Annotated in this window: 11 protein-coding genes and 1 pseudogene; 11 read left to right on the forward strand and 1 reads right to left on the reverse strand. The window is 72.8% G+C overall.

Going from position 1 to position 18,246, the window contains the following annotated elements; translation table 11 throughout:
* The 6 genes and pseudogenes from HUX53_RS24340 to HUX53_RS24365 form a co-directional block, all read left to right on the forward strand.
* Nucleotides 1-334 (forward strand): annotated as a pseudogene (locus HUX53_RS24340) (hypothetical protein); the annotation flags it as partial.
* A gap of 109 nt (nt 335-443) precedes the next feature.
* On the forward strand, nt 444-1,913 hold the full coding sequence (gene cysC, locus HUX53_RS24345) for an adenylyl-sulfate kinase (RefSeq protein WP_309237412.1): 1,470 nt from the start codon (nt 444-446) through the stop codon (nt 1,911-1,913).
* A gap of 103 nt (nt 1,914-2,016) precedes the next feature.
* Nucleotides 2,017-2,982, forward strand: a complete 966-nt coding sequence (locus HUX53_RS24350) for a sulfite exporter TauE/SafE family protein (protein ID WP_176405545.1) — start codon at nt 2,017-2,019, stop codon at nt 2,980-2,982.
* Entirely contained in the window at nt 2,960-3,751 is a 792-nt protein-coding gene (locus HUX53_RS24355) for a WecB/TagA/CpsF family glycosyltransferase (protein ID WP_176405546.1), read from the forward strand. The genes HUX53_RS24350 and HUX53_RS24355 overlap by 23 nt, the downstream gene beginning before the upstream one ends.
* A 106-nt stretch (nt 3,752-3,857) precedes the next feature.
* Nucleotides 3,858-5,123: a hypothetical protein gene (locus HUX53_RS24360; RefSeq protein ID WP_176405547.1), complete on the forward strand. Its 1,266-nt coding sequence runs from the start codon at nt 3,858-3,860 to the stop codon at nt 5,121-5,123.
* A gap of 57 nt (nt 5,124-5,180) precedes the next feature.
* The gene (locus HUX53_RS24365) at nt 5,181-6,794 is read left to right on the forward strand and encodes a DNRLRE domain-containing protein (RefSeq protein ID WP_176405548.1); all 1,614 of its coding nucleotides are present in this window, start codon (nt 5,181-5,183) and stop codon (nt 6,792-6,794) included.
* A gap of 797 nt (nt 6,795-7,591) precedes the next feature.
* Here HUX53_RS24365 and HUX53_RS24370 read toward each other — a convergent pair.
* Nucleotides 7,592-11,326: a PKD domain-containing protein gene (locus HUX53_RS24370; RefSeq protein ID WP_176405549.1), complete on the reverse strand. Its 3,735-nt coding sequence runs from the start codon at nt 11,324-11,326 to the stop codon at nt 7,592-7,594.
* 402 nt (nt 11,327-11,728) lie between these two features.
* On the opposite strand from HUX53_RS24370, the gene HUX53_RS24375 reads away from it, so the two are divergent.
* The 5 genes from HUX53_RS24375 to HUX53_RS24395 all read left to right on the forward strand — a co-directional run.
* Nucleotides 11,729-13,132: a hypothetical protein gene (locus HUX53_RS24375; protein WP_176405550.1), complete on the forward strand. Its 1,404-nt coding sequence runs from the start codon at nt 11,729-11,731 to the stop codon at nt 13,130-13,132.
* Nucleotides 13,129-14,340 carry a hypothetical protein gene (locus HUX53_RS24380; protein ID WP_309237413.1) on the forward strand — a complete coding sequence of 404 codons (1,212 nt, stop codon included), beginning with the start codon at nt 13,129-13,131 and terminating at the stop codon, nt 14,338-14,340. The genes HUX53_RS24375 and HUX53_RS24380 overlap by 4 nt, the downstream gene beginning before the upstream one ends.
* On the forward strand, nt 14,337-15,212 hold the full coding sequence (locus HUX53_RS24385; RefSeq protein ID WP_176405551.1) for a sulfotransferase domain-containing protein: 876 nt from the start codon (nt 14,337-14,339) through the stop codon (nt 15,210-15,212). Before HUX53_RS24380 ends, HUX53_RS24385 begins: the two co-directional genes overlap by 4 nt.
* A 7-nt stretch (nt 15,213-15,219) precedes the next feature.
* Nucleotides 15,220-16,665 carry a hypothetical protein gene (locus tag HUX53_RS24390; protein WP_176405552.1) on the forward strand — a complete coding sequence of 482 codons (1,446 nt, stop codon included), beginning with the start codon at nt 15,220-15,222 and terminating at the stop codon, nt 16,663-16,665.
* Nucleotides 16,666-16,754: 89 nt separating this feature from the next.
* Nucleotides 16,755-18,246, forward strand: a 1,492-nt coding sequence (locus HUX53_RS24395; RefSeq protein WP_176405553.1) for a CpsD/CapB family tyrosine-protein kinase, incomplete at its 3' end; no start/stop codon positions are given.

Here is an 18,246-nt window from a genome sequence, read left to right on the forward strand (position 1 = left end):
GACCGGTGGCGGCGCCGCGCCCGCCGGGAACCCGCCGCCGGAGCCGCCCGCGCCCCGGCCGGTGCCGGTCGTCCGGACGAGCCCGCCGCCCGCACTGTACAGCCGGGTCGCGTCCCGGTCCGGCATGCGCTGGTACTGCGTGATGCGCGGGCTGGTGATCTCCGAGGAGTACACGTCCCGGCAGGCCATCGACGCGCTCGGGGCCGGAACCGGCCTCGCCGACCTGCTGTGCCGGCTGGTGTCGGCGGCCACCCGGGGGCGCCTCAGCGCAGACCACAGCGAGATCACGCTGGTCATCCGCAAGCCCGAGAACCGTTTCGCCAGGGTCATCTGACCGGGGCGGGCGTGCGCGGGCCCGGGCCGACGCAGTATTTTTCCTGCGGAAACTCCCACTGACACGGACGAGCCCGGTTCCCCGCCGCCGGGCGGGATCGGAGACTGCGGTGACCGCCGACGCCGGCCTTCCCGACACGATGCGCGACCTGCCCGCCTGGACCCCGGATCCGGTGGAGCTGGCCGACCTGGAGCTGGTCCTCGCCGGGGTGTACCGCCCGCTGCCGGGGTTCCTCGGCTCCTACGACACCGCGATGGTGGTCGCCGGGGGGCGGCTCGCCGACGGCACCCCGTGGCCGGTCCCGGTCACGCTGACCGTCCCGAAGGAGCTGACGGGGCACGAGCGGATCGTCCTGCAGGACCCGGAGGGCGTGCCGCTCGCCGTGCTGGACGTCGCCGAGGCGTGGCAGGACCCGGTCACCCAGGCATGGCGGCTCGCGGGGCCGCTGGAGGCCCTCCGCGCCCCCCCGCACGGACCGTTCCACGCGCTGCGCCGCCGCCCCGACGAACTCGCCCCGGCCGAGGGCCCGCTCCTCGCGGTGGCGACCCGCGAGCCCTTGCACCGCAAGCAGCTGGGCCAGCTGCGCCAGGTCGCCGAGCGGCTCGGCGCGGCGGTGCTCGTCCTGCCGCTGCTCGGCGGGGAGCACGACGAGTCACTCGTCCGCGCGCTGCTGGGCGTCCGCAAGGAGCTGCCGGACGGGGCCCGGATCGTCCCCGTGCCGCTGCCCGCGCGCGGCGATCACGACCGCGACGTCCTGCTGCGCGCGCACGTCGCCGCCGCGTACGGCGCCACGCATCTGCTCGCCGAGGCGGAGCTGGACGGCACCGCGATCCCGCTGGTCGTCCCGGAGCCGTGGGCCTACGACGCCGACGTCGAGGTCTGGCGGCCGGTCGCGCGCATCGAGCCCGACCACGTCCAGGCGGAGCTGACCGCCGAGCGGCTGCACGAGCTGCTGGACGCGGGCGAGCCCGTCCCCGACTGGTTCACCCCGCCGGCCGTCGCCGCCGAGCTGGTGCGGGCGCGGCCGCCGAAGCACTCGCGCGGCATCACGGTGTTCTTCACCGGGCTGTCGGGCTCGGGGAAGTCCACGGTGGCGCGCGGCCTGTCCGACGCGCTGATCGAGCGCGGCGGCCGGACCGTCACGCTGCTGGACGGCGACGTCGTCCGGCGGATGCTGTCGGCCGGGCTGACGTTCTCGCGCGCCGACCGCGACCTCAACATCCGGCGGATCGGGTTCGTCGCCGCCGAGATCACCCGGCACGGCGGCACCGCGATCTGCGCGCCGATCGCCCCGTACGCGGCGACCCGCGCCGAGGTCCGCCGGATGGTGTCCGCCGTGGGCGACTTCATCCTGGTGCACGTCGCGACGCCGCTGGAGGAGTGCGAGCGGCGCGACCGCAAGGGCCTGTATGCCAAGGCGCGCGCGGGCCAGATCCCGGAGTTCACCGGCATCTCCGACCCGTACGAGGCGCCGGACGACGCCGACCTGACGCTCGACACGTCCCGGATGGCGCCGGACGAGGCGGTCGGCGAGGTCCTCGCCCTGCTGGTGGACGGCGGCTGGGTCCGTCCCGACTAGAACACCTGCCCCGTTTGTCCCTCGGCACCCGGGTTAGACCCATCCGGAGGCGATCCCCTAGGGTGTAACGCGAGTTTTCCTACATGTCAGGTAGGTCATGCCGATGGACTTCGATTGGGTCATGGCGCTGGGCTCCTTCCTGGTCGCCATCATCGTCGGGCTGACCGGAATGGGCGGCGGCGCACTGATGACGCCGATGCTCGTGACGTTCTTCGGCGTCAGCCCGCTCGCCGCCGTGTCCAGCGACCTGGTCGCCGCCGCCGTGATGAAGCCCGTCGGCAGCGCCGTCCACTACCGGCAGGGCACGATCAACATGCGGCTCGTCGGCTGGCTGTGCGCCGGGTCGGTGCCCGCCGCGTTCTCCGGCGTCCTGCTGGCGAAGGCCCTCGGCCACGGCGACGACTCGGTCGAGAACCTCATCAGCAAGGCGATGGGCGTCGCGCTCATGATCGCGGCGGGCGGCCTCGTGCTGCGCGCCTACCTGGCCCACCGGGGCCGCGCCGGATCGGGCGAGGACCGGGACACGGCCCCCGAGGTGAAGGTCCGCCCGATCCCGACCGTGTTGATCGGGATTGTCGGCGGCCTCGTCGTCGGCATCACCTCGGTCGGCTCCGGCTCCCTCATCATCGTCGCGCTGCTCGCCCTGTACCCGGCGCTGAAGGCCAACCAACTCGTCGGCACCGACCTGCTGCAGGCCGTCCCGCTGGTGTTCGCGGCCGCCATCGGCCACCTGCTGTTCGGCGACTTCCGGATGGAGGTCACCGCCGCGCTGCTCGCCGGCTCCATCCCCGGCGTCTACCTCGGCTCCAAGATCTCCTCGCGCGCGCCGGGCGGCCTGATCCGCCGCGTGCTGGCGCTCGTCCTGGTCGCGTCGTCGCTGAAGATGTTCGGCGTCGGCGCCCTCCCCCTCGCCTGGACGATGGCCGCGCTGACCGCCGGCACCGTCGCCGGCTCGCTGTACCTCCGCCACCGCGCCGGCCGGAAGCCCGATACGCTGCCCTCTCCCGTCCAAGCCACCGGCCCGGCCGGCGCGTCAGGAGAGCAGCGTGGACCAACGATGGCCGCATGACACCGTCGACGTCCTCGGCGTGCGGGTCAGCCGCACCGGCGTCGCGCAGCTCCGGTCGTTCACGGAGACGGCCGTCAAGGAGCGCACGAAGCTGACCGTCACGTTCGCCAACCCGGACTACGTCCTCAAGGCGCAGAAGGACGCCGGGCTGCGCGACCTCATGAACGGCTTCGACCTCAACCTGCCGGACGGCTGGGGCGTCGTGCTCGCCGCGAAGGTCTTCGGCCGCCCGGTGCCCGGCCGGATGGCCAACGACGACCTCACCGACGACCTGTTCGGGCAGCCCGCCGAGCACGGCTGGCGGGTCTTCCTGTTCGGCAACGCGCCGGGCGTCGCGGAGGCCGCCGCCGAGAACGTCCAGAAGTGGTACCCGGGCCTGCAGATCGCCGGGACCCTGCACGGCTACTGGTCGGACGACGAGGGCCGGCTGCCCGCCGAGACCGCCGAGCGGCTCGTCGCCGAGATCAACGAGGCGGCCCCCGACATCCTGCACGTCGGGCTCGGCACCCCGCTGCAGCAGCGGTTCGTCACCGAGTACCGCGACCGGATCACCGCGCCCGTCATCATCACGTGCGGCGCGTACTTCGAGCACCTCGCCGAGCGGCGCGAGTACTACCCGGCCTGGGTCCTCAGGCTGCGCGTCGGGTTCCTGTACCGGCTGGCCCGCGAACCGCGCCGGCTGTGGCGCCGCTACACCATCGAACTGGGCTCCTACCTGGGCCGGGTCGTCCTGCACCGGATCCGGCACGGCAAGGCGTCCGGCTCGTGACCGAATCTCTTTCCGGGAGCGGTTCCCGGGAATCGCTGCCCGTTATCCGCCCATGTGGTAGGACAAGATGCCATCACTGACCCCGGCCGTTCCCCGGAGCACCTTCATGCGACCCTTCATCGCCTGCCTCACGGCCACCACTCTCGCGGCGTCCGCGCTGACGGCCGGCGCGAGCGCGGCGTCCGCCGACATCGCCCTGCCGTCGGTGGTCTCGGCCAACCCGGTGAACAACACCCCGCACGTGCTGGACGGCACCGTCCGCGCGATCGCGGTCGTCGGGAGCCTGGTCGTCGTCGGCGGCAACTTCGACGAGGTGCGCCAGGCCGGCACGTCCAAGAAGCTGGCGCGGCACAACCTGTTCGCCTACGACATGAAGACCGGGAAGATCAGCACCGTCTTCGTCCCGAAGGTCGACGGCACCGTGCACGCCCTCCAGGCCGGGACGGGCGGCTGGGTCTACATGGCCGGGACGTTCAAGACCGTCAACGGCCGCAGCACCGGCACCGTCGCCTCGATCAAGACCACGACCAACCAGGTCCACACCGGCTTCAAGCCCGCCGTGAACTACCGGGTCACCACGATGGTGCGGCGCGGCCTGAACCTGTACATCGGCGGCACGTTCACCAAGGCCGGCGGCAAGGCGCGCACCGCCGTCGCCCGGCTCGACGCCCTCACCGGCGCCGCGGACGCCGGCTTCAACTTCACCGTCACGAACCCGCGGTCCGGCGCGCTGAAGGTCTACAAGCTCGCGGTCGACCCGGCCGACACCCGCATGGTGATCAACGGGACGTTCACCCGCGTCAACGGGCAGACCCGGCACCAGATCGCGATGATCAACCTGGGCAAGACCGCGAAGCTGTCGACCTGGTCGACCACCGAGTACGCCGACGCGTGCAACCTCAACGCGTTCGACACCTACATGCGCGGCATGGACTTCTCCCCCGACGGCAAGTACTTCGTCGTCGTCACCACCGGCGGCCCCTACGGCCGGACCACGCTGTGCGACTCCGCCGCCCGCTGGGAGGCGTCCGCCACCGGGTCCGGGAAGAAGCCCACCTGGGTCAACTGGACGGGCGGCGACACGCTGCTGTCCACCTCGGTGACCGGCTCCGCCGTCTACGTCGGCGGCCACCAGCGGTGGCTGGACAACCCCTACGGGCACGACAACCCGGGCCCCGGCGCCGTGTCCCGTCCCGGCATCGGCGCGCTGAACCCGTCGACCGGCAAGGCGCTCTCCTGGAACCCCACCCGGACGCTCGGCCACGGCGTCGAGGCGCTCGTCGCCCACCCGAACGGCCTGCTCGTCGGCAGCGACACCGAGGAGCTCGGCAAGGAGTACCACGGCCGCCTGGGGATGTTCCCCACGCAGTGACCCCTGTGGCGTTTGTGAGATAAAGGGGCAACGACCATCGAGAGGAAGGGGCCGTCCGTGCGCGACCGCGACCCCCGTGATCCGTTCCCCGGTGGTCACCACCGGCCCGACCCCCGCCGTTCGCAACCCGTCCCGCCGGCTCCGCCGCGGCGACGCCGGCGGCGCGGGCCGCGGCCGTCCCTGTACTTCACCGCCGCGGGCACCCTCCTCGTCGTCGGCGGCTCCGCCGGCGCGATCGCGCTGACCGGCGCCGGCATGAGCCGCGACGCCCGGACCGCGGCCGCCGGCGGCGGCACCGTCGTGCCGGCGTCCGCCGACACGTATGTGGTACGCGAGATGCCCGGCAAGGGGTTCGGCGACGACAAGAAGATCACCGCCTCGGTCTGGCCGGAGTGGCACACCGAGGCCTACATCGCCTTCGACGTCCCGCGCGGCACCCCGAAGATCACCAAGGCCCGGGTCGAGGTGACCTTCGACCGCCCCCGCAACCGGCCCCGCCAGGTCGAGCTGCGCACCCTCCCCGGCGCCTGGACGGAGAACGGCACGTCCTGGAGCAACCGCCCGTCCGCCGGGGCCGTCATCGCGACCGCCACGTCCGCCAAGGACCGCATCTCCTTCGACGTCGGCTCGGTCGTGACCGGCCCCGGCCGCTACGCGTTCGCCATCACCAACCAGAACTTCTGGTCGGCGGCGTCCCTGCACTCCCGCGAGGGCGGCGACGGCCCCCGCCTCGTCCTGAAGACCCGCAAGGGCGAGCCGGCCCCGTCCCCCGGCACCTCGGAGACGCCGACGCCGACCCCCACGGCGGCGCTGCCCGCCCCGGGCCCGGAACCGACCTGGGAAGTCCCCCAGCCGACCAAGTCCCCCGAGACGACCCCGGGCGACAGCCGGACCCTCTGCGGCCTCTCCCTGGAACTGAAGCCGGGCGAGACCTTCCAGAAGGCCCTCGGCCGCCTGGACGCCCGCTACGGCGGCCTGGAGACCGTCCGCCTCTTCTACCGCGGCGTCCCGCCGGCGTGGCCGGGCAACCCGAACCTCGGCAAGCGCCCGCCGATCATCTCCTTCAAGCTGGCGCCCAAGGACGTCCTCGTCGGCAAGTACGACAAGGCGATGTCCAACTGGTTCGCCACCGCGCCCCGCGACCGCGACGTCTACTGGGTCTACTACCACGAGCCCGAGGACAACATCGCCGACGGCGAGTTCACCGCCGCCGACTACCGCGCCGCCTGGCGCCACCTCCGCGGCCTCGCCGACAAGGCCGGCAACTCCCGCCTGCACGCCACCCTCGTCCTGATGGGCTGGAGCCTCGACCCGCTCTCCAAGCGCGACTGGCGCGACTACTACCCGGGCCGCGACGTCATCCAGGTCCTCGGCTGGGACGCCTACAACCTCGGCTGGAAGAAGGGCCGCTACGACTCGCCGTCCACCATGTACGACCGGGTCATCGCCGTCAGCAAGGCCGAGAACCTCCCCTTCGGCGTAGCCGAGACGGGCAGCTACCTCGTCGGCAACGACGACGGCACCAAACGCGCCGCCTGGCTCCACGCCACCAACACCTACCTGAAGAAGCACAAGGCCCTCTGGGTCGCCTACTTCGACCTCGACTGGCCCACCGGCGACTTCCGCCTACTGGACAACCACAGCCGAAAAGCCTGGCAGGACTTCTGTTAGCCCAGGGGGGCGACCCCCTGGAACCCCCGTCAGCGACGCAGGCGATCCTCACGCCGCTGTTGCGGTCTGTCGTGCCTGTACTGGCGTGCGCGGCGTCGCTGCGGTCGCCTGCGTCGCCGGGCATGCCCGCTGCGCTCGCTAGCGCTCGCTCCGCGTGCCTGCCCGTGCTCCGGGGCTGAGCCCTACTCCAAGAGCGCCCAGAGTGACTCGTCCAGGAACGAACAACCCCACGGCAGAACCGCGTGACAGCGCGGCGGCAGATGGAAGCACGGGACACGCGCTAGCCAACAGAAGGCCCTGCCGAAGACGCACGCCCGCCCACTGCGAACACACACGCAGAACAGCACGGCGGCAGCTGGAAACGTGGGACACGCGCTAGCCAGCAGAAGGCCGTGTCCAGAACGCACACCTGCCCCCTGAGGACAGAGACACGCCGAGCAGCGCGGCGACGCTTGGAGGTTAGGCGCACGCGGGGGGACACGTACGTCCCACAGTGGCTGGCGGTGGAGCGTGGGGGGAATGGCAGTGGCCCTGGCGGGGGTTCCGGCCAGGGCCACTGGGTGTTCTTGGGCGAGTCACCTTTCGCCCTCTTGGGGGTGAAGCTCAGCCGCCGGGTGCGGGTAGGCACGCGGAGGGCGCTCTAGCGCCCGGAGCGGGCATGCCCGGCGACGCAGGCGACCGCAGCGCCCCACGCACCGCAACGGGCACGGAGACCGCAACGGGGCGTGAGGATCGCCTGCGTCGTGACGGGGGTTCCAGGGGGTCGCCCCCCTGGGCAAACACAGCCCCCTGGGCAACTACCCGCGCTTCAGGATGATGGTCCACATTGCTGCTCGGCTGTTGGCGTTGGTGGTGGCCTTCTTTCCGCCGTAGGTGCCGGTGGGGACGGCGGCGTTGCTGTCGGCGATCAGGCTGGTGATGCGGCCGCCGCCGGAGCCGATGCCGGTGCCGCGGGTCTCGACGCCGGCGGGGGCCGTCCAGGTGGTGGTGCTGGACGACTTGTCGCCCCAGTAGGTGATGGCCCAGCCGCCGGAGGCGGTGACGTCGGCGTCCGGGCTGGTGTGCTCGGTGCCGGAGTCGTCGTCGGTGTCCTTGGCGACCTTGGCGATCGGGTCCGAGGTGTCGGTTCCCGCGTAGGCCAGCAGCCGGATGTCGGCCTTGGTGTAGCCGCTCAGCCCGATGTTGACCTGGGTTCCGGCGTCGCCCGCCTGGGCGACCCGCTTCCAGAGGACGGAGGTGGCGTTGCCGGCGTTCTGCTCGTCCACCTTCGTCCAGCCGGTGGGCTGATCCGTCACCGATGCGTCGCTGCTGTTGTAGGTCAGCACCATGATCAGGCCGTCGCCGGGCTGGGTGGCGGCCGGGATGTGGGCGTAGGCGGTCTTGACGTTGGCGTTGCCGCCGTCGCCGCCCCGGTAGGAGATGTCCGCCTGGTTCGGCGCGACCGTCACCGTCTGGGAACGGGTGTCCTTGGCGCCCTGGTCGTCGGTGACCGTCAGCTTGACCGTGTAGGTGCCGGCGGCGCCGTAGGTGTGCTGGGGCGTGGCGCCGGTGCCGTTGTCACCGTTGCCGAAGTCCCACGCGTAGGACGCGATCGAACCGTCGGGGTCCGTGGAGCCGGACGCGTTGAACGTGCACTGGAGGTCGTCGCAGCTGCGGCTGAACTCGGCCTGCGGGGCCTGGTTGGTCGCGGCGGAGGACCCCTGCGCCAGGACGATCGTCCACATCGCGGCGCGGCTGGCGGCGTCGGTGGTGGCCGTCTTGCCGCCGTAGGTGCCGGTGGGGACCGTGCCGTTGCTGTCGGCGGTCAGGCTGGTGATGCGGCCGCCGCCGGAGCCGATGCCGATGCGGCGGGTCTCCACGCCGGCGGGCGCCGTCCACGAGGTGGTGCTGGACGACTTGTCCGCCCAGTAGGAGACCGCCCACGAGCCGGCGCCGCCGACCTGCGCGGTCGGGCTGGTGTGCGAGGTGACCGAACTGGCGTCGCCGGCCTTGGCGACGGCGGCGATCGGGTCGGTGGTGTTGGTGCCGTCGTAGGCCAGCAGCTGGATGTCGGCCTTGGTGTAGCCGCTCAGCCCGATGTTGACCTGGGTTCCGGCGTCGCCCGCCTGGGCGACCCGCTTCCACAGGACGGAGGTGGCGCTGCCGACCGTCTGGGTGTCGACCTGCGTCCAGCCCGCCGGCGGCGTGGTCACCGACGCGGTGTTGTTGAAGGTCAGCATCATGATCATGCCGTCGCCCGCCTGGACGGCCGGCGGGATCTGCGCGTAGGCCGTCTGGACGTTGGCGTTGCCGCCGATGCCGGCGCGGAAGGCGATGTTCGCCGCGTTGGGCGCGACGGTGAGCGTCTGGGTCTTGGTGCCCTTGCCGCCCCGGTCGTCGGTCACCGTCAGCTTGACGGTGTACTCGCCGGCCTCGTCGTAGATGTGCTGCGGCGTGGCGCCGGTGCCGTTCTCGCCGTCGCCGAAGTCCCACGCGTAGGACGCGATCGAACCGTCGGGGTCGGCGGAGCCGGACGCGTCGAAGGCGCAGTCGAGCTGGTCGCAGTTGGCGGTGAACGCGGCCTGCGGCGCCGTGTTGGGCGTGCCGCTGAACAGGAACACCGTGCGGCCGCGCCAGTCGGCGGAGCTGACCTCGGTGGAGGTGCCGGAGGGCACCCCGGCGTCGGAGAACGCGACCCGGTACAGCTTGCCGCTGGTGTTGCTGACGTAGTAGAGGTCGGCGCCGTTGACGAACATGCCGCCGACCGCGCTCCACGACATGCCGGGCAGGTTGTTCACCGCGGTGAACTCCTGCGCGCCGACGACGTTGCTCTCCGGGTTGAACGTCCGGTAGTAGAGCGCGGACGTGCCGCGGGCGTAGTAGATGCGGCCGTTGGCGAAGAACATGCCGGTGATGTTCGGGACCTGCGAGTGCCAGGTCGCCATGGTGACGAGCTGGTCCGCGGTGTCGATGACGGTGACCGGGCCGAGCGTGGTGCCGTCGAACGAGCGGCGGTTGAAGGTGCCGTTCGAGCCGCCGTAGAACAGCTCGCCGTTGATCATGAAGGCGCCGCGCGCGGACCGCCAGTCGACGCCGGCGGTGTCGTCGGCGACCTCGTCGCCGGTGGTGGCGCCGTCGAAGGAGCGGTGCCGCAGGTAGTTCGTCGCGCCGGCGCCGATGCCGCCGGCGGAGTAGACGTTCCCGGGCAGCTCACCGGTGTTGGAGACGGGCACGGTCTTGCCGCCGGCGAGGGGCATCAGCGCGAGCTTCTGGTGCCATTCGCCGCCGATGTTGTCGGTGTCGCTGCCGACCCACAGGCCCTCGCTGGTGGCGAGCATGTCGAACACGCCGACGCCCTTGTCGCGGCCGGGGTTCCAGCTGAACGGCAGGCCGCTGACGGGGTCGAGCGCGGCGATGCCCTCGCGGGAGACGGCGCCCTCACCGGGGCGGTCGCCGCGGAACGGGTTGTTGGCCCAGCGGAAGTGGCCGCCGGTGTAGACGGCGGTGTCGGTGATCTCGACGGCGTAGGTGGTGTCGCCGCCGGTGACGTTCACCCACGTGGGCTGCTGGCCGCCGCCGGTGGCGCCGGTCTCCCAGCGGGCCTGGGTGTCGCACAGCTTGGACGTGCCGCCGTAGGCGCCGGTGGTGGTGACGACGAAGTACGAGCCGTCCGGGGAGAAGTCGACGTCGCGCATGTAGGTGTCGAACGACTGCGAGCACTGGTCGCCGTAGCGGGTGGTGTCCCAGTTCGCGAGCTGCGCGGACGTCCCGGTGAGGTCCAGCATGACGATCTGCCGCCGGGTGGCGCCGAGGACGGAGTTGAAGTTGCCGATGCCGACGAGCTTGGAGCCGTCGGGGCTGATGTCCATCTTGTAGATCTGGGTGACGCCGTCGCCGGTCTGCGTGCCGGCGAGGTTGATGTCGGCGAAGTCGTCGCGGGCGCCGGTCGTCGGGTTGAGCGTCGCGAGGCCTGCCCGCGCGGCGCCGCCCGCGGTGGCGAAGGTGCCGGCGACGTACAGCCGGCCGCCGGCGAAGCGGAGGTCGCGGACCCGGGCGTCGAGCTGCGGGTCGAAGGAGTCGATCGGCGCGCCGGTCTGGGCGTTGATCCGGGCGAGCACGAAGTGCCGGACGCCGTTGATCTCGCTGAAGTTGCCGCCGACGTAGATGGACTGGCCGTCGGGGGCGGGCAGCAGCACGCTGGCCTCGCCCTTGTTGAGGCTGGGCGTGAAGTTCGGGTCGATCGCGCCGGTGGCGGCGTCGAAGGCGAACAGCCGGTTGCGGGTCAGCGTGGGCTTGCCGCCCCCGGGCTCCTTCACCTGGGTGAACGAGCCGCCCACATAGATCTTGCCGCCGATCTTGATGATCGACTTGACGTCGCCGTCGATCACGTTCGGCGTGTAGTTCGCCGGGTCCGCGTTGACCACGCGGCCGTGCGCCGGCTCGGACCCCCGCTGGTCTGCGTGCGCCGGGACGGCCACGGCGAGGCTCGCCGTCAGCGTTCCCAGCGCGAATGCGGCACCCGCGGCCAGCGCCCCCCACCTGCGTCTGCCCATCGACCCCTCCGTGCCATCTAGATGTAAAGCGACCGTATTGTGCGCGTAAAGGCGCACGGCGCCGGGCAATCGTAGCCATGAGGCGCCTGACCTGCCGATTTGATCACTAACGTTTCGGTTTCAACTACCGATCGGCGTCGGGATCAGGCCGGTCCGGACATGTCTCGTACTTCCACGGGACACGCCCACCGTGCGCAGCGGGGTACGCTGCGCACCTCGGAAGGACGCCCCGCGGGCCTTACCGGACGACCGGAATGGGTGGCCGAAACCGGCCACGGCCCGCCGTCGCCCCAGGCGGGCGGCCGCGCGTCTTCCACCGTGCGGCGTGCGTCCGGGTGTCCGGACGGCGCGGTCCGCGCGCCCGACGGTGCGTCCAGGGGAACGGAGCGGTGATTGGCCGGGATGCGAGGGATCGCGGGGAGCACGCCTCTCGCGCCGCCGCGGCTGCTGCCCTGGCGGCTGCGGCCGGGGTGGCCGCTCAGCGTCGCCCTGCTCGGCTTCCCCGTGTGGTGGATCCTCGGCCTCGCCAACGTGGTGCTGCTGCTCATCAGCGTGCCGATGGCGATGACGCTGTGGCGCCGCCGGGGCACGCTGGTCGCGCCCAGCGGCTTCGGCGCGTGGGTGTTCTTCCTCGTCTGGGTCGTGCTGGGCGTGCTGGTGCTGTGGGCGGACGCGCCGCTCGCCGAGCCCGGCGGCGGGTTCAGCCGGCTCCTCGTGTACGGCTACCGGCTCGCCTGGTACCTGTCGTTCACCGTCGTGCTGCTCTACATCGGCAACATGAGCGAGCGGGAGCTGCCGTCGGGGAAGATCGGCCGGCTGCTCGGCTACATGTTCGTCGTGACGACGGTCGGCGGCCTGGTCGGCTCGTTCTTCCCGTCGATCCAGCTGACCTCCCCGGTGGAGATGCTGCTGCCGCAGGGGCTGTCCGGCAACTCCTTCGTCCGCGACATCGTCCACCCGAGGGTCGCCGAGGTCGAGTCGATCCTCGGGTTCGCGCAGTCCCGGCCGATGGCGCCGTTCGCCTACGCCAACACCTGGGGCGCCGCCTACGCGTTCTTCCTCCCCTACTTCCTGCTCACGTGGATCGTCCGGGCGCGGATGCGGCGCCGCGTGTTCGGGCTGATCATCCTCGCCGCGTCGCTGTGGCCGGTGGTGTACTCGCTGAACCGGGGCCTGTGGGGCGCGCTCGGCGCGATCGGGCTGTTCGGCGTCCTGAAGCTGCTGCAGGTGGGCGGGCCGCGGGTGATCGCCTGGACGGCCGGGATGGCCGCCGCGGGCGCGCTCGTCGTGGCGCTGTCGCCGCTGCCCGGCCTCGTCCAGGACCGGCTGGACAACCCGCACAGCAACAACCGCCGCACGCTGCTCGCCGAGGAGACCACGCGCAGCGCCCTGATGGGGTCGCCGCTGGTCGGCTTCGGCTCCACCCGCAACGTGCAGGGCGACCTCGGCCAGGTCGCGGGCGGCGCGAAGATCGGCTGCAAGGCGTGCGCGTCGCCGCCGCTCGGCACCCAGGGCCACGTGTGGCTGCTCATCTTCGCCAACGGCATCGTCGGGACGATCGCGTTCTGCGCGTTCTTCACCATCCGGTTCCTGCGGCACTGGCGGGACCGGGGCGCCTACTCGCTGGCGGGCTGCTGCGTGCTGATCGCCTGCACCCTTTTCATGATCACGTACGACATGGTGGAGGTACCGCTGTACACGGTGATGATCGCGGTGGCCCTGATGTGGCGGGCCAGGCGGGACGAGCGGGGCGTCCCGGGCTCGCGTCCGCGCGTCCGCGCGCTGACCGCGGAGGAGGCGGAGTGAGCGGCGGCGAAGTGAGCGCCGAGGAGACGCGCGCCGCCTGGATCGCGGCGGTCGAGGAGCTGTGGCCGGACGCGACCGTCGAGCCCGTCGGCCCCGGCCAGTCGGACGGCGCGCGCCGCGAGCTGGCGTTCCTGCCGGACGCCCGGCATCCGCGGCTGCTGGTCCCGGCCGGCCTGCCCCGCGCCACGGCGACCGCGCTGCGCCGCTACAGCCACGACCTCGGCGTCAAGCAGCGCGCCTCGCGCGGCCTGACCGCCGCGGCCGTCCGCACCGGGCTGCCGGAGCGGACGCTGCGCGACCGGCTCCGCGTCACCGGCGGCGGCCCCTCCATCGAGGACCGGCTCGCCGAGCTGCTCGGCCGCCCCGTCGTGGTCAGCGTCGGCCTCGGCAGCGCCCGCGCCAACCGCAAGCCGATCCTGCACGTGCTGTCGCCGCGCGGCGAGCCCGTCGCGTTCGTCAAGGTCGGCGACACCGGCACGGCCCGCGGCCTGCTGGACGGCGAGGCCGCCGCCCTCACCTACCTGAACGCCCAGCTGGACCGGGCGCGGCTGCACGTCCCCGAACTGCTGCACCACGGGACGTGGCGGAACCTGGACCTGCTCGTCCTGGAGCCGCTGCCGACGAGCGCGCTCGGCTGGCGCCCGCGCGGGCAGGCCCCCGTCGCCGAGATGCGGGCGCTGTTCGAGGTCGGCGGCGTCGAGCGGACGCCGCTGCGCGGCAGCGCCTTCTGGGACGGCATGGCCGCGAGCCCGTCCGATGTCGTGGACGAGGCGCAGCGCGCCACGTTCGGCGAGGTCGTCGAGGGCATCGGCAAGGCGCACGGCGACCTGCCCCTGGACTTCGGCGCCTGGCACGGCGACTGGACCCCGTGGAACATGGCCTGGCACCGCGGCGTGCTGCGGCTGTGGGACTGGGAGCGGTTCGCGCGCGGCGTCCCGGACGGCTTCGACCTGCTGCACTACCGGCTGCAGGAGGCGATGCGCACCGCGTCCGGCCCGCCCTACGCGGCCTGGCCGGACGGCGCCGCCGCGACGCTGGAGCCGCTCGGCCTGACCGGCGCCGCCGCGGACGCCACCGTCCGCCTGTACCTGCTGGAGCTGTGCCGCCGCTACCTGCTGGCCGCGCAGGAGCCGATCGGCGGCCCGCTGCGCGCCGACACCGAGCGGCTGCTGGCGCTGCTGCACACCGACCTCGGGAGGATCTCGTGATCTCACGCCGCGACGCCCCGCAGTGGGTCAAGGAGGCCGGCCGGGCCGCGACCCGCGCCGGCGGGCGGCTGACGTCCGGCGCCCGGATGCTGCCGGACTTCCTCATGGTGGGCACGCAGCGCGGCGGCACCACCTCGCTGTTCCGGGCGCTGGCCGCGCACCCGGCGACCGTCCAGCCGAACTTCCACAAGGGCGTCCACTACTTCGACGTCAACTACCCGCGCGGCCTGCCCTGGTACCGGGGGCACTTCCCGGTCCGGTCGCTCGCCGAGCGCCGCGTCGCCGCCGAGATGGACGGGGCCGCGCCGCTGGCGTTCGAGTCCGCCGGCTACTACATGCACCACCCGCTGGCGCCCGAGCGGATCGCCCGGGACCTGCCCGGCGTGAAGCTCATCGTGCTGCTGCGCGACCCCGTGGTGCGGACGTACTCGGCGCACAAGCACGAGCTGGCCCGCGGGTTCGAGACCGAGCCGTTCGAGCGGGCGCTGGACCTGGAGCCCGAGCGGCTCGCCGGCGAGGTCGAGAAGATCAGGGCCGACCCGGCGTACGTGAGCCACGGCCACCGCCACCACGCCTACCTGGACCGGAGCCAGTACGCCGACCAGATCGAGCGGCTGTTCGAGCTGTTCGGGCGCGACCGGGTGCTGGTGGAGTACGCGGAGGACTTCTTCGCCGAGCCCGAGCCCTGCTACGCCTCCATCCTGGACTTCCTCGGCCTGCCGCAGTGGCGGCCCGCGTCGTTCGAGCAGCACAACGCCCGGCCGGGGTCCCCGCTGCCGGACGCCCTGCAGCGCCGCCTCGCCGACCACTTCGCCCCCTACGACGACAAGCTCGCCGCCCTCCTCGGCGCGGAACCCGCGTGGCGGCGATGATCCGGCGATGAAGAAGCGCACTCTCGGCCCGTCCAGCGTGCAGGCGGAACCGCCGCTCGCCCCCGACTCGATCCCGGTCACCCGGTACGCGGGCGCGCTCCGCCGGCACCTCGCCGCGCTGCTGATCGCGGTGGTGGCGGGCGGCGCGCTCGGCGTCGCGAAGATCGTGCTGACCCCGGCGACCTACACCGCGCACATCTCGGTGCTGGCGCCGCCGGTGTCGCTGCACCCGGGCTACACGCCGGGACGCCCGCTGGACCCGAAGGAGCGCGAGCCCCGGGACACCACGATGGACACCGAGGCGCAGCTCGTCTGGTCGGACGAGGTGCTGCGCCGGCTCGCCACCTTCCCCGGCTTCGACGCGTCCCGCGCGGAGCTGCGCGACCGCATCGACCTGTCGGTGCCGAACAGCACGCACGTGCTGACGATCGGGGTGCGGGCCGGGACGCCGGCGCAGGCGCGCAGCGGCGCGCAGGCCGTCGCCGAGGGCTACCTGGACCTGCGGCAGCAGATCCTCGGCGGCGTCCAGCAGCGCAACCGGGAGGCGCTGGAGAAGTACCTCACGCTGCTGCACAAGCAGCTGCGGACCCTGCCGGGCGACGACGAGGAACTGGCCCGGCGGAACGCCCGCACCCGCCGCCAGGAGATCATGAAGCAGATCGAGGAGGTGCAGAAGCAGATCTCCGTGCTGAACCGGAAGGTCGTGCAGGCCGGCGAGGTGCTGCGCGGCGCCACGCTGCCCACCGGCCGCGACGACGCCGGGCGCGACGTCGCGCTCGCCAGCGGGCTCGGCATCGGCCTGCTCGGCTGGGTCGCCTTCACCCTGCTCATCGACCGGCGGCCGCGGCGCATCCGGCGGCCCGCCGACGTCCGGCTGCACGCGCAGCTGCCGATCATGGTGGAGTCGGGGGCGCTCGGCGGCGGCCACCGGGAGATCTGCCGGCGGCTGCGCAACCTCGTCTTCGACGCCGAGGCCACCACCGTCCTCGTCACCGGCGTCCCCGCCGCCGCCGGCACGGCCGTCGCCTACGAGCTGGCCGAGCTGTGCACCGAGGGCGGCTCGGCGACCACCGTGCTGCGGATCCGCAAGGACGGCGAGGAGCGCGACCCCGCCGAGGCCCCGCCGCCGCGCACCTTCGCCGTCCGGCTGGTGCGCAGCGACGACGACCGGCAGCTCACCCGCGCCGTCGACAAGGCCGGCCGCGAGTCCCGCATCGTCGTCATCACCACCCCCGACATCAACGCCGCCGATACGATCAGCGCGGCCGCCGCCAGCGACCTCACCCTGGTCGTGGTGGAACGCGGCCACGCCCTGGACCGCGAGGTGGCGAGCGGCGTGCTGGCCCTCGACCAGTCCGCCAACCCCGCCCGCGGCATCGTGCTGACCAGGCAGAGCCCCGGCACCACCGTCCGCCGGGTCACCGCCCCCGGCCCCGGCTCCCCACGAGGTTGAGATGAACGAAACCGGACCCGCGCCAAGCGCGGATAAAGTCGTGACCATCCGTCCGTCCAGCACGACCCGGATCATCAAGGGGGATCGTCGTGGGAGCTGACCAGACGGCCGACCCGCAGCAGGGTCAGCTGCTGTCCCTGCTCAGGCGGTACGTGCCGCTGCTGATCCTGCTGGCCGTGCTCGGCGCGGGCGCCGGGGTCGCCGCCGCCATCGTGCTGCCCGCGCCGTACAAGGCCACCGCGACCGTGCTGGTCAGCCCGCTGGAGGGCAACCCGTACTCGCCGGACGGCCGCGGCGACGACCTGGTCAACCTGCAGACCGAGGCGCAGCTGGTCACCACCGACCGGGTCTCCAAGATCGCCGGGCAGAAGCTGGGGCACGAGCCGGAGGGCACGGTCGCGGTCGACGTCCCGCCGAACACGCAGGTGCTCAACCTGATCTACACGGCGCGCGACTCGGCCGACGCCCGCACCGGCGCGCAGGCGTTCGCCGACGCCTACCTCGCCTACCGGCAGCAGCGCGCGCAGGACGTGGTGAACAACCAGCTCGCCAAGCTGAAGAACCAGTCCGACAAGGTCCAGCGGCAGCTGCTCAAGACCAACCGGGAGATGGCCGGCACGGCCGGCGCCAAGCGCGCCACCCTGCAGCAGCGCGCCACCGCCTACACCAACCAGCTCGGCGTCATCGACGAGCAGGCCAACGACATCGGCAGCACCCCGATCAACCCGGGCCAGGTCATCACCCCGGCCGGCGCGCCGGACGGCCCCGGCCAGATCCGCACCGCGATGTTCGGCGTCGGCGGCCTGGTCGGCGGCGTCGTCATCGGCCTCGCGGTCGTGCTGCTGCGCGAGCGGCTGAACCAGCGGCTGCGCAACGCCGAGGCGATCGAGGGCCTCGGCGTGCGCACCCTGTCCACCATCCCGGCGGGCGGCCCGCCCGGCGACACCCTCGCCCTGGTCAGCGCGCCGAAGAGCCCGGCCGGCGAGGCGTACCGGCGGCTGCGCGCCGCGGTCGTGGCGACCGCGCCGCAGACCCCGGTGGCGCTGCTGGTCACCAGCGCGACCCCGGGCGGCAGCGCCCGGCTGGCCAGCGCCAACCTCGCGGTCTCGCTGGCGTTCGCCGGCGCCAAGACCATCATGATCGACGCGACCACCGACGACACCGACGTCAGCACGCTGTTCGGCGCCCGGCCCGGCGGCAAGGGCCTGTCGGACACGCTGCTCAGCGGCACCGACCCGGCCACCCTGCTGATCCACACCGACTCGCAGCTGCGGCTGCTGCCGCGCGGCCCGCGCGCGACCGAGGCCGCGCACCGGTTCAGCGGCCCGCGGATGCGCGAGGCCGTGAAGGTGCTCCGCCGCCGCAGCGAGTACCTCGTCGTCAACGCGGCGAGCCTGCACGACGCGGACGCGCAGGCGCTGTGCACGTTCGTGGACGCGGTCGTCCTCGTCGTCAACCAGGGCGTGACGACGCGGGAGGAGCTGCGCCAGGCGTACGTGGAGGCCGAGCGCGCCGGCTGCACCGTGCTGGGCGCGCTGCTGGAGCCGCCGGAGCAGCGCGCCCAGCACGGTGCAGCCGGCG

This window comes from Actinomadura sp. BRA 177 (assembly GCF_013372625.1).
Classification (GTDB): domain Bacteria; phylum Actinomycetota; class Actinomycetes; order Streptosporangiales; family Streptosporangiaceae; genus Spirillospora.

Excerpts from the sequence above, each read along its gene's own strand:
- HUX53_RS24350 (WP_176405545.1), top strand. The coding sequence starts at position 2,017 with ATGGACTTCGATTGGGTCATGGCGCTGGGCTCCTTCCTGGTCGCCATC.
- HUX53_RS24360 (WP_176405547.1), top strand. The coding sequence starts at position 3,858 with ATGCGACCCTTCATCGCCTGCCTCACGGCCACCACTCTCGCGGCGTCC.
- HUX53_RS24370 (WP_176405549.1), bottom strand. The coding sequence starts at position 11,326 with ATGGGCAGACGCAGGTGGGGGGCGCTGGCCGCGGGTGCCGCATTCGCG.
- HUX53_RS24375 (WP_176405550.1), top strand. The coding sequence starts at position 11,729 with ATGCGAGGGATCGCGGGGAGCACGCCTCTCGCGCCGCCGCGGCTGCTG.
- HUX53_RS24390 (WP_176405552.1), top strand. The coding sequence starts at position 15,220 with ATGAAGAAGCGCACTCTCGGCCCGTCCAGCGTGCAGGCGGAACCGCCG.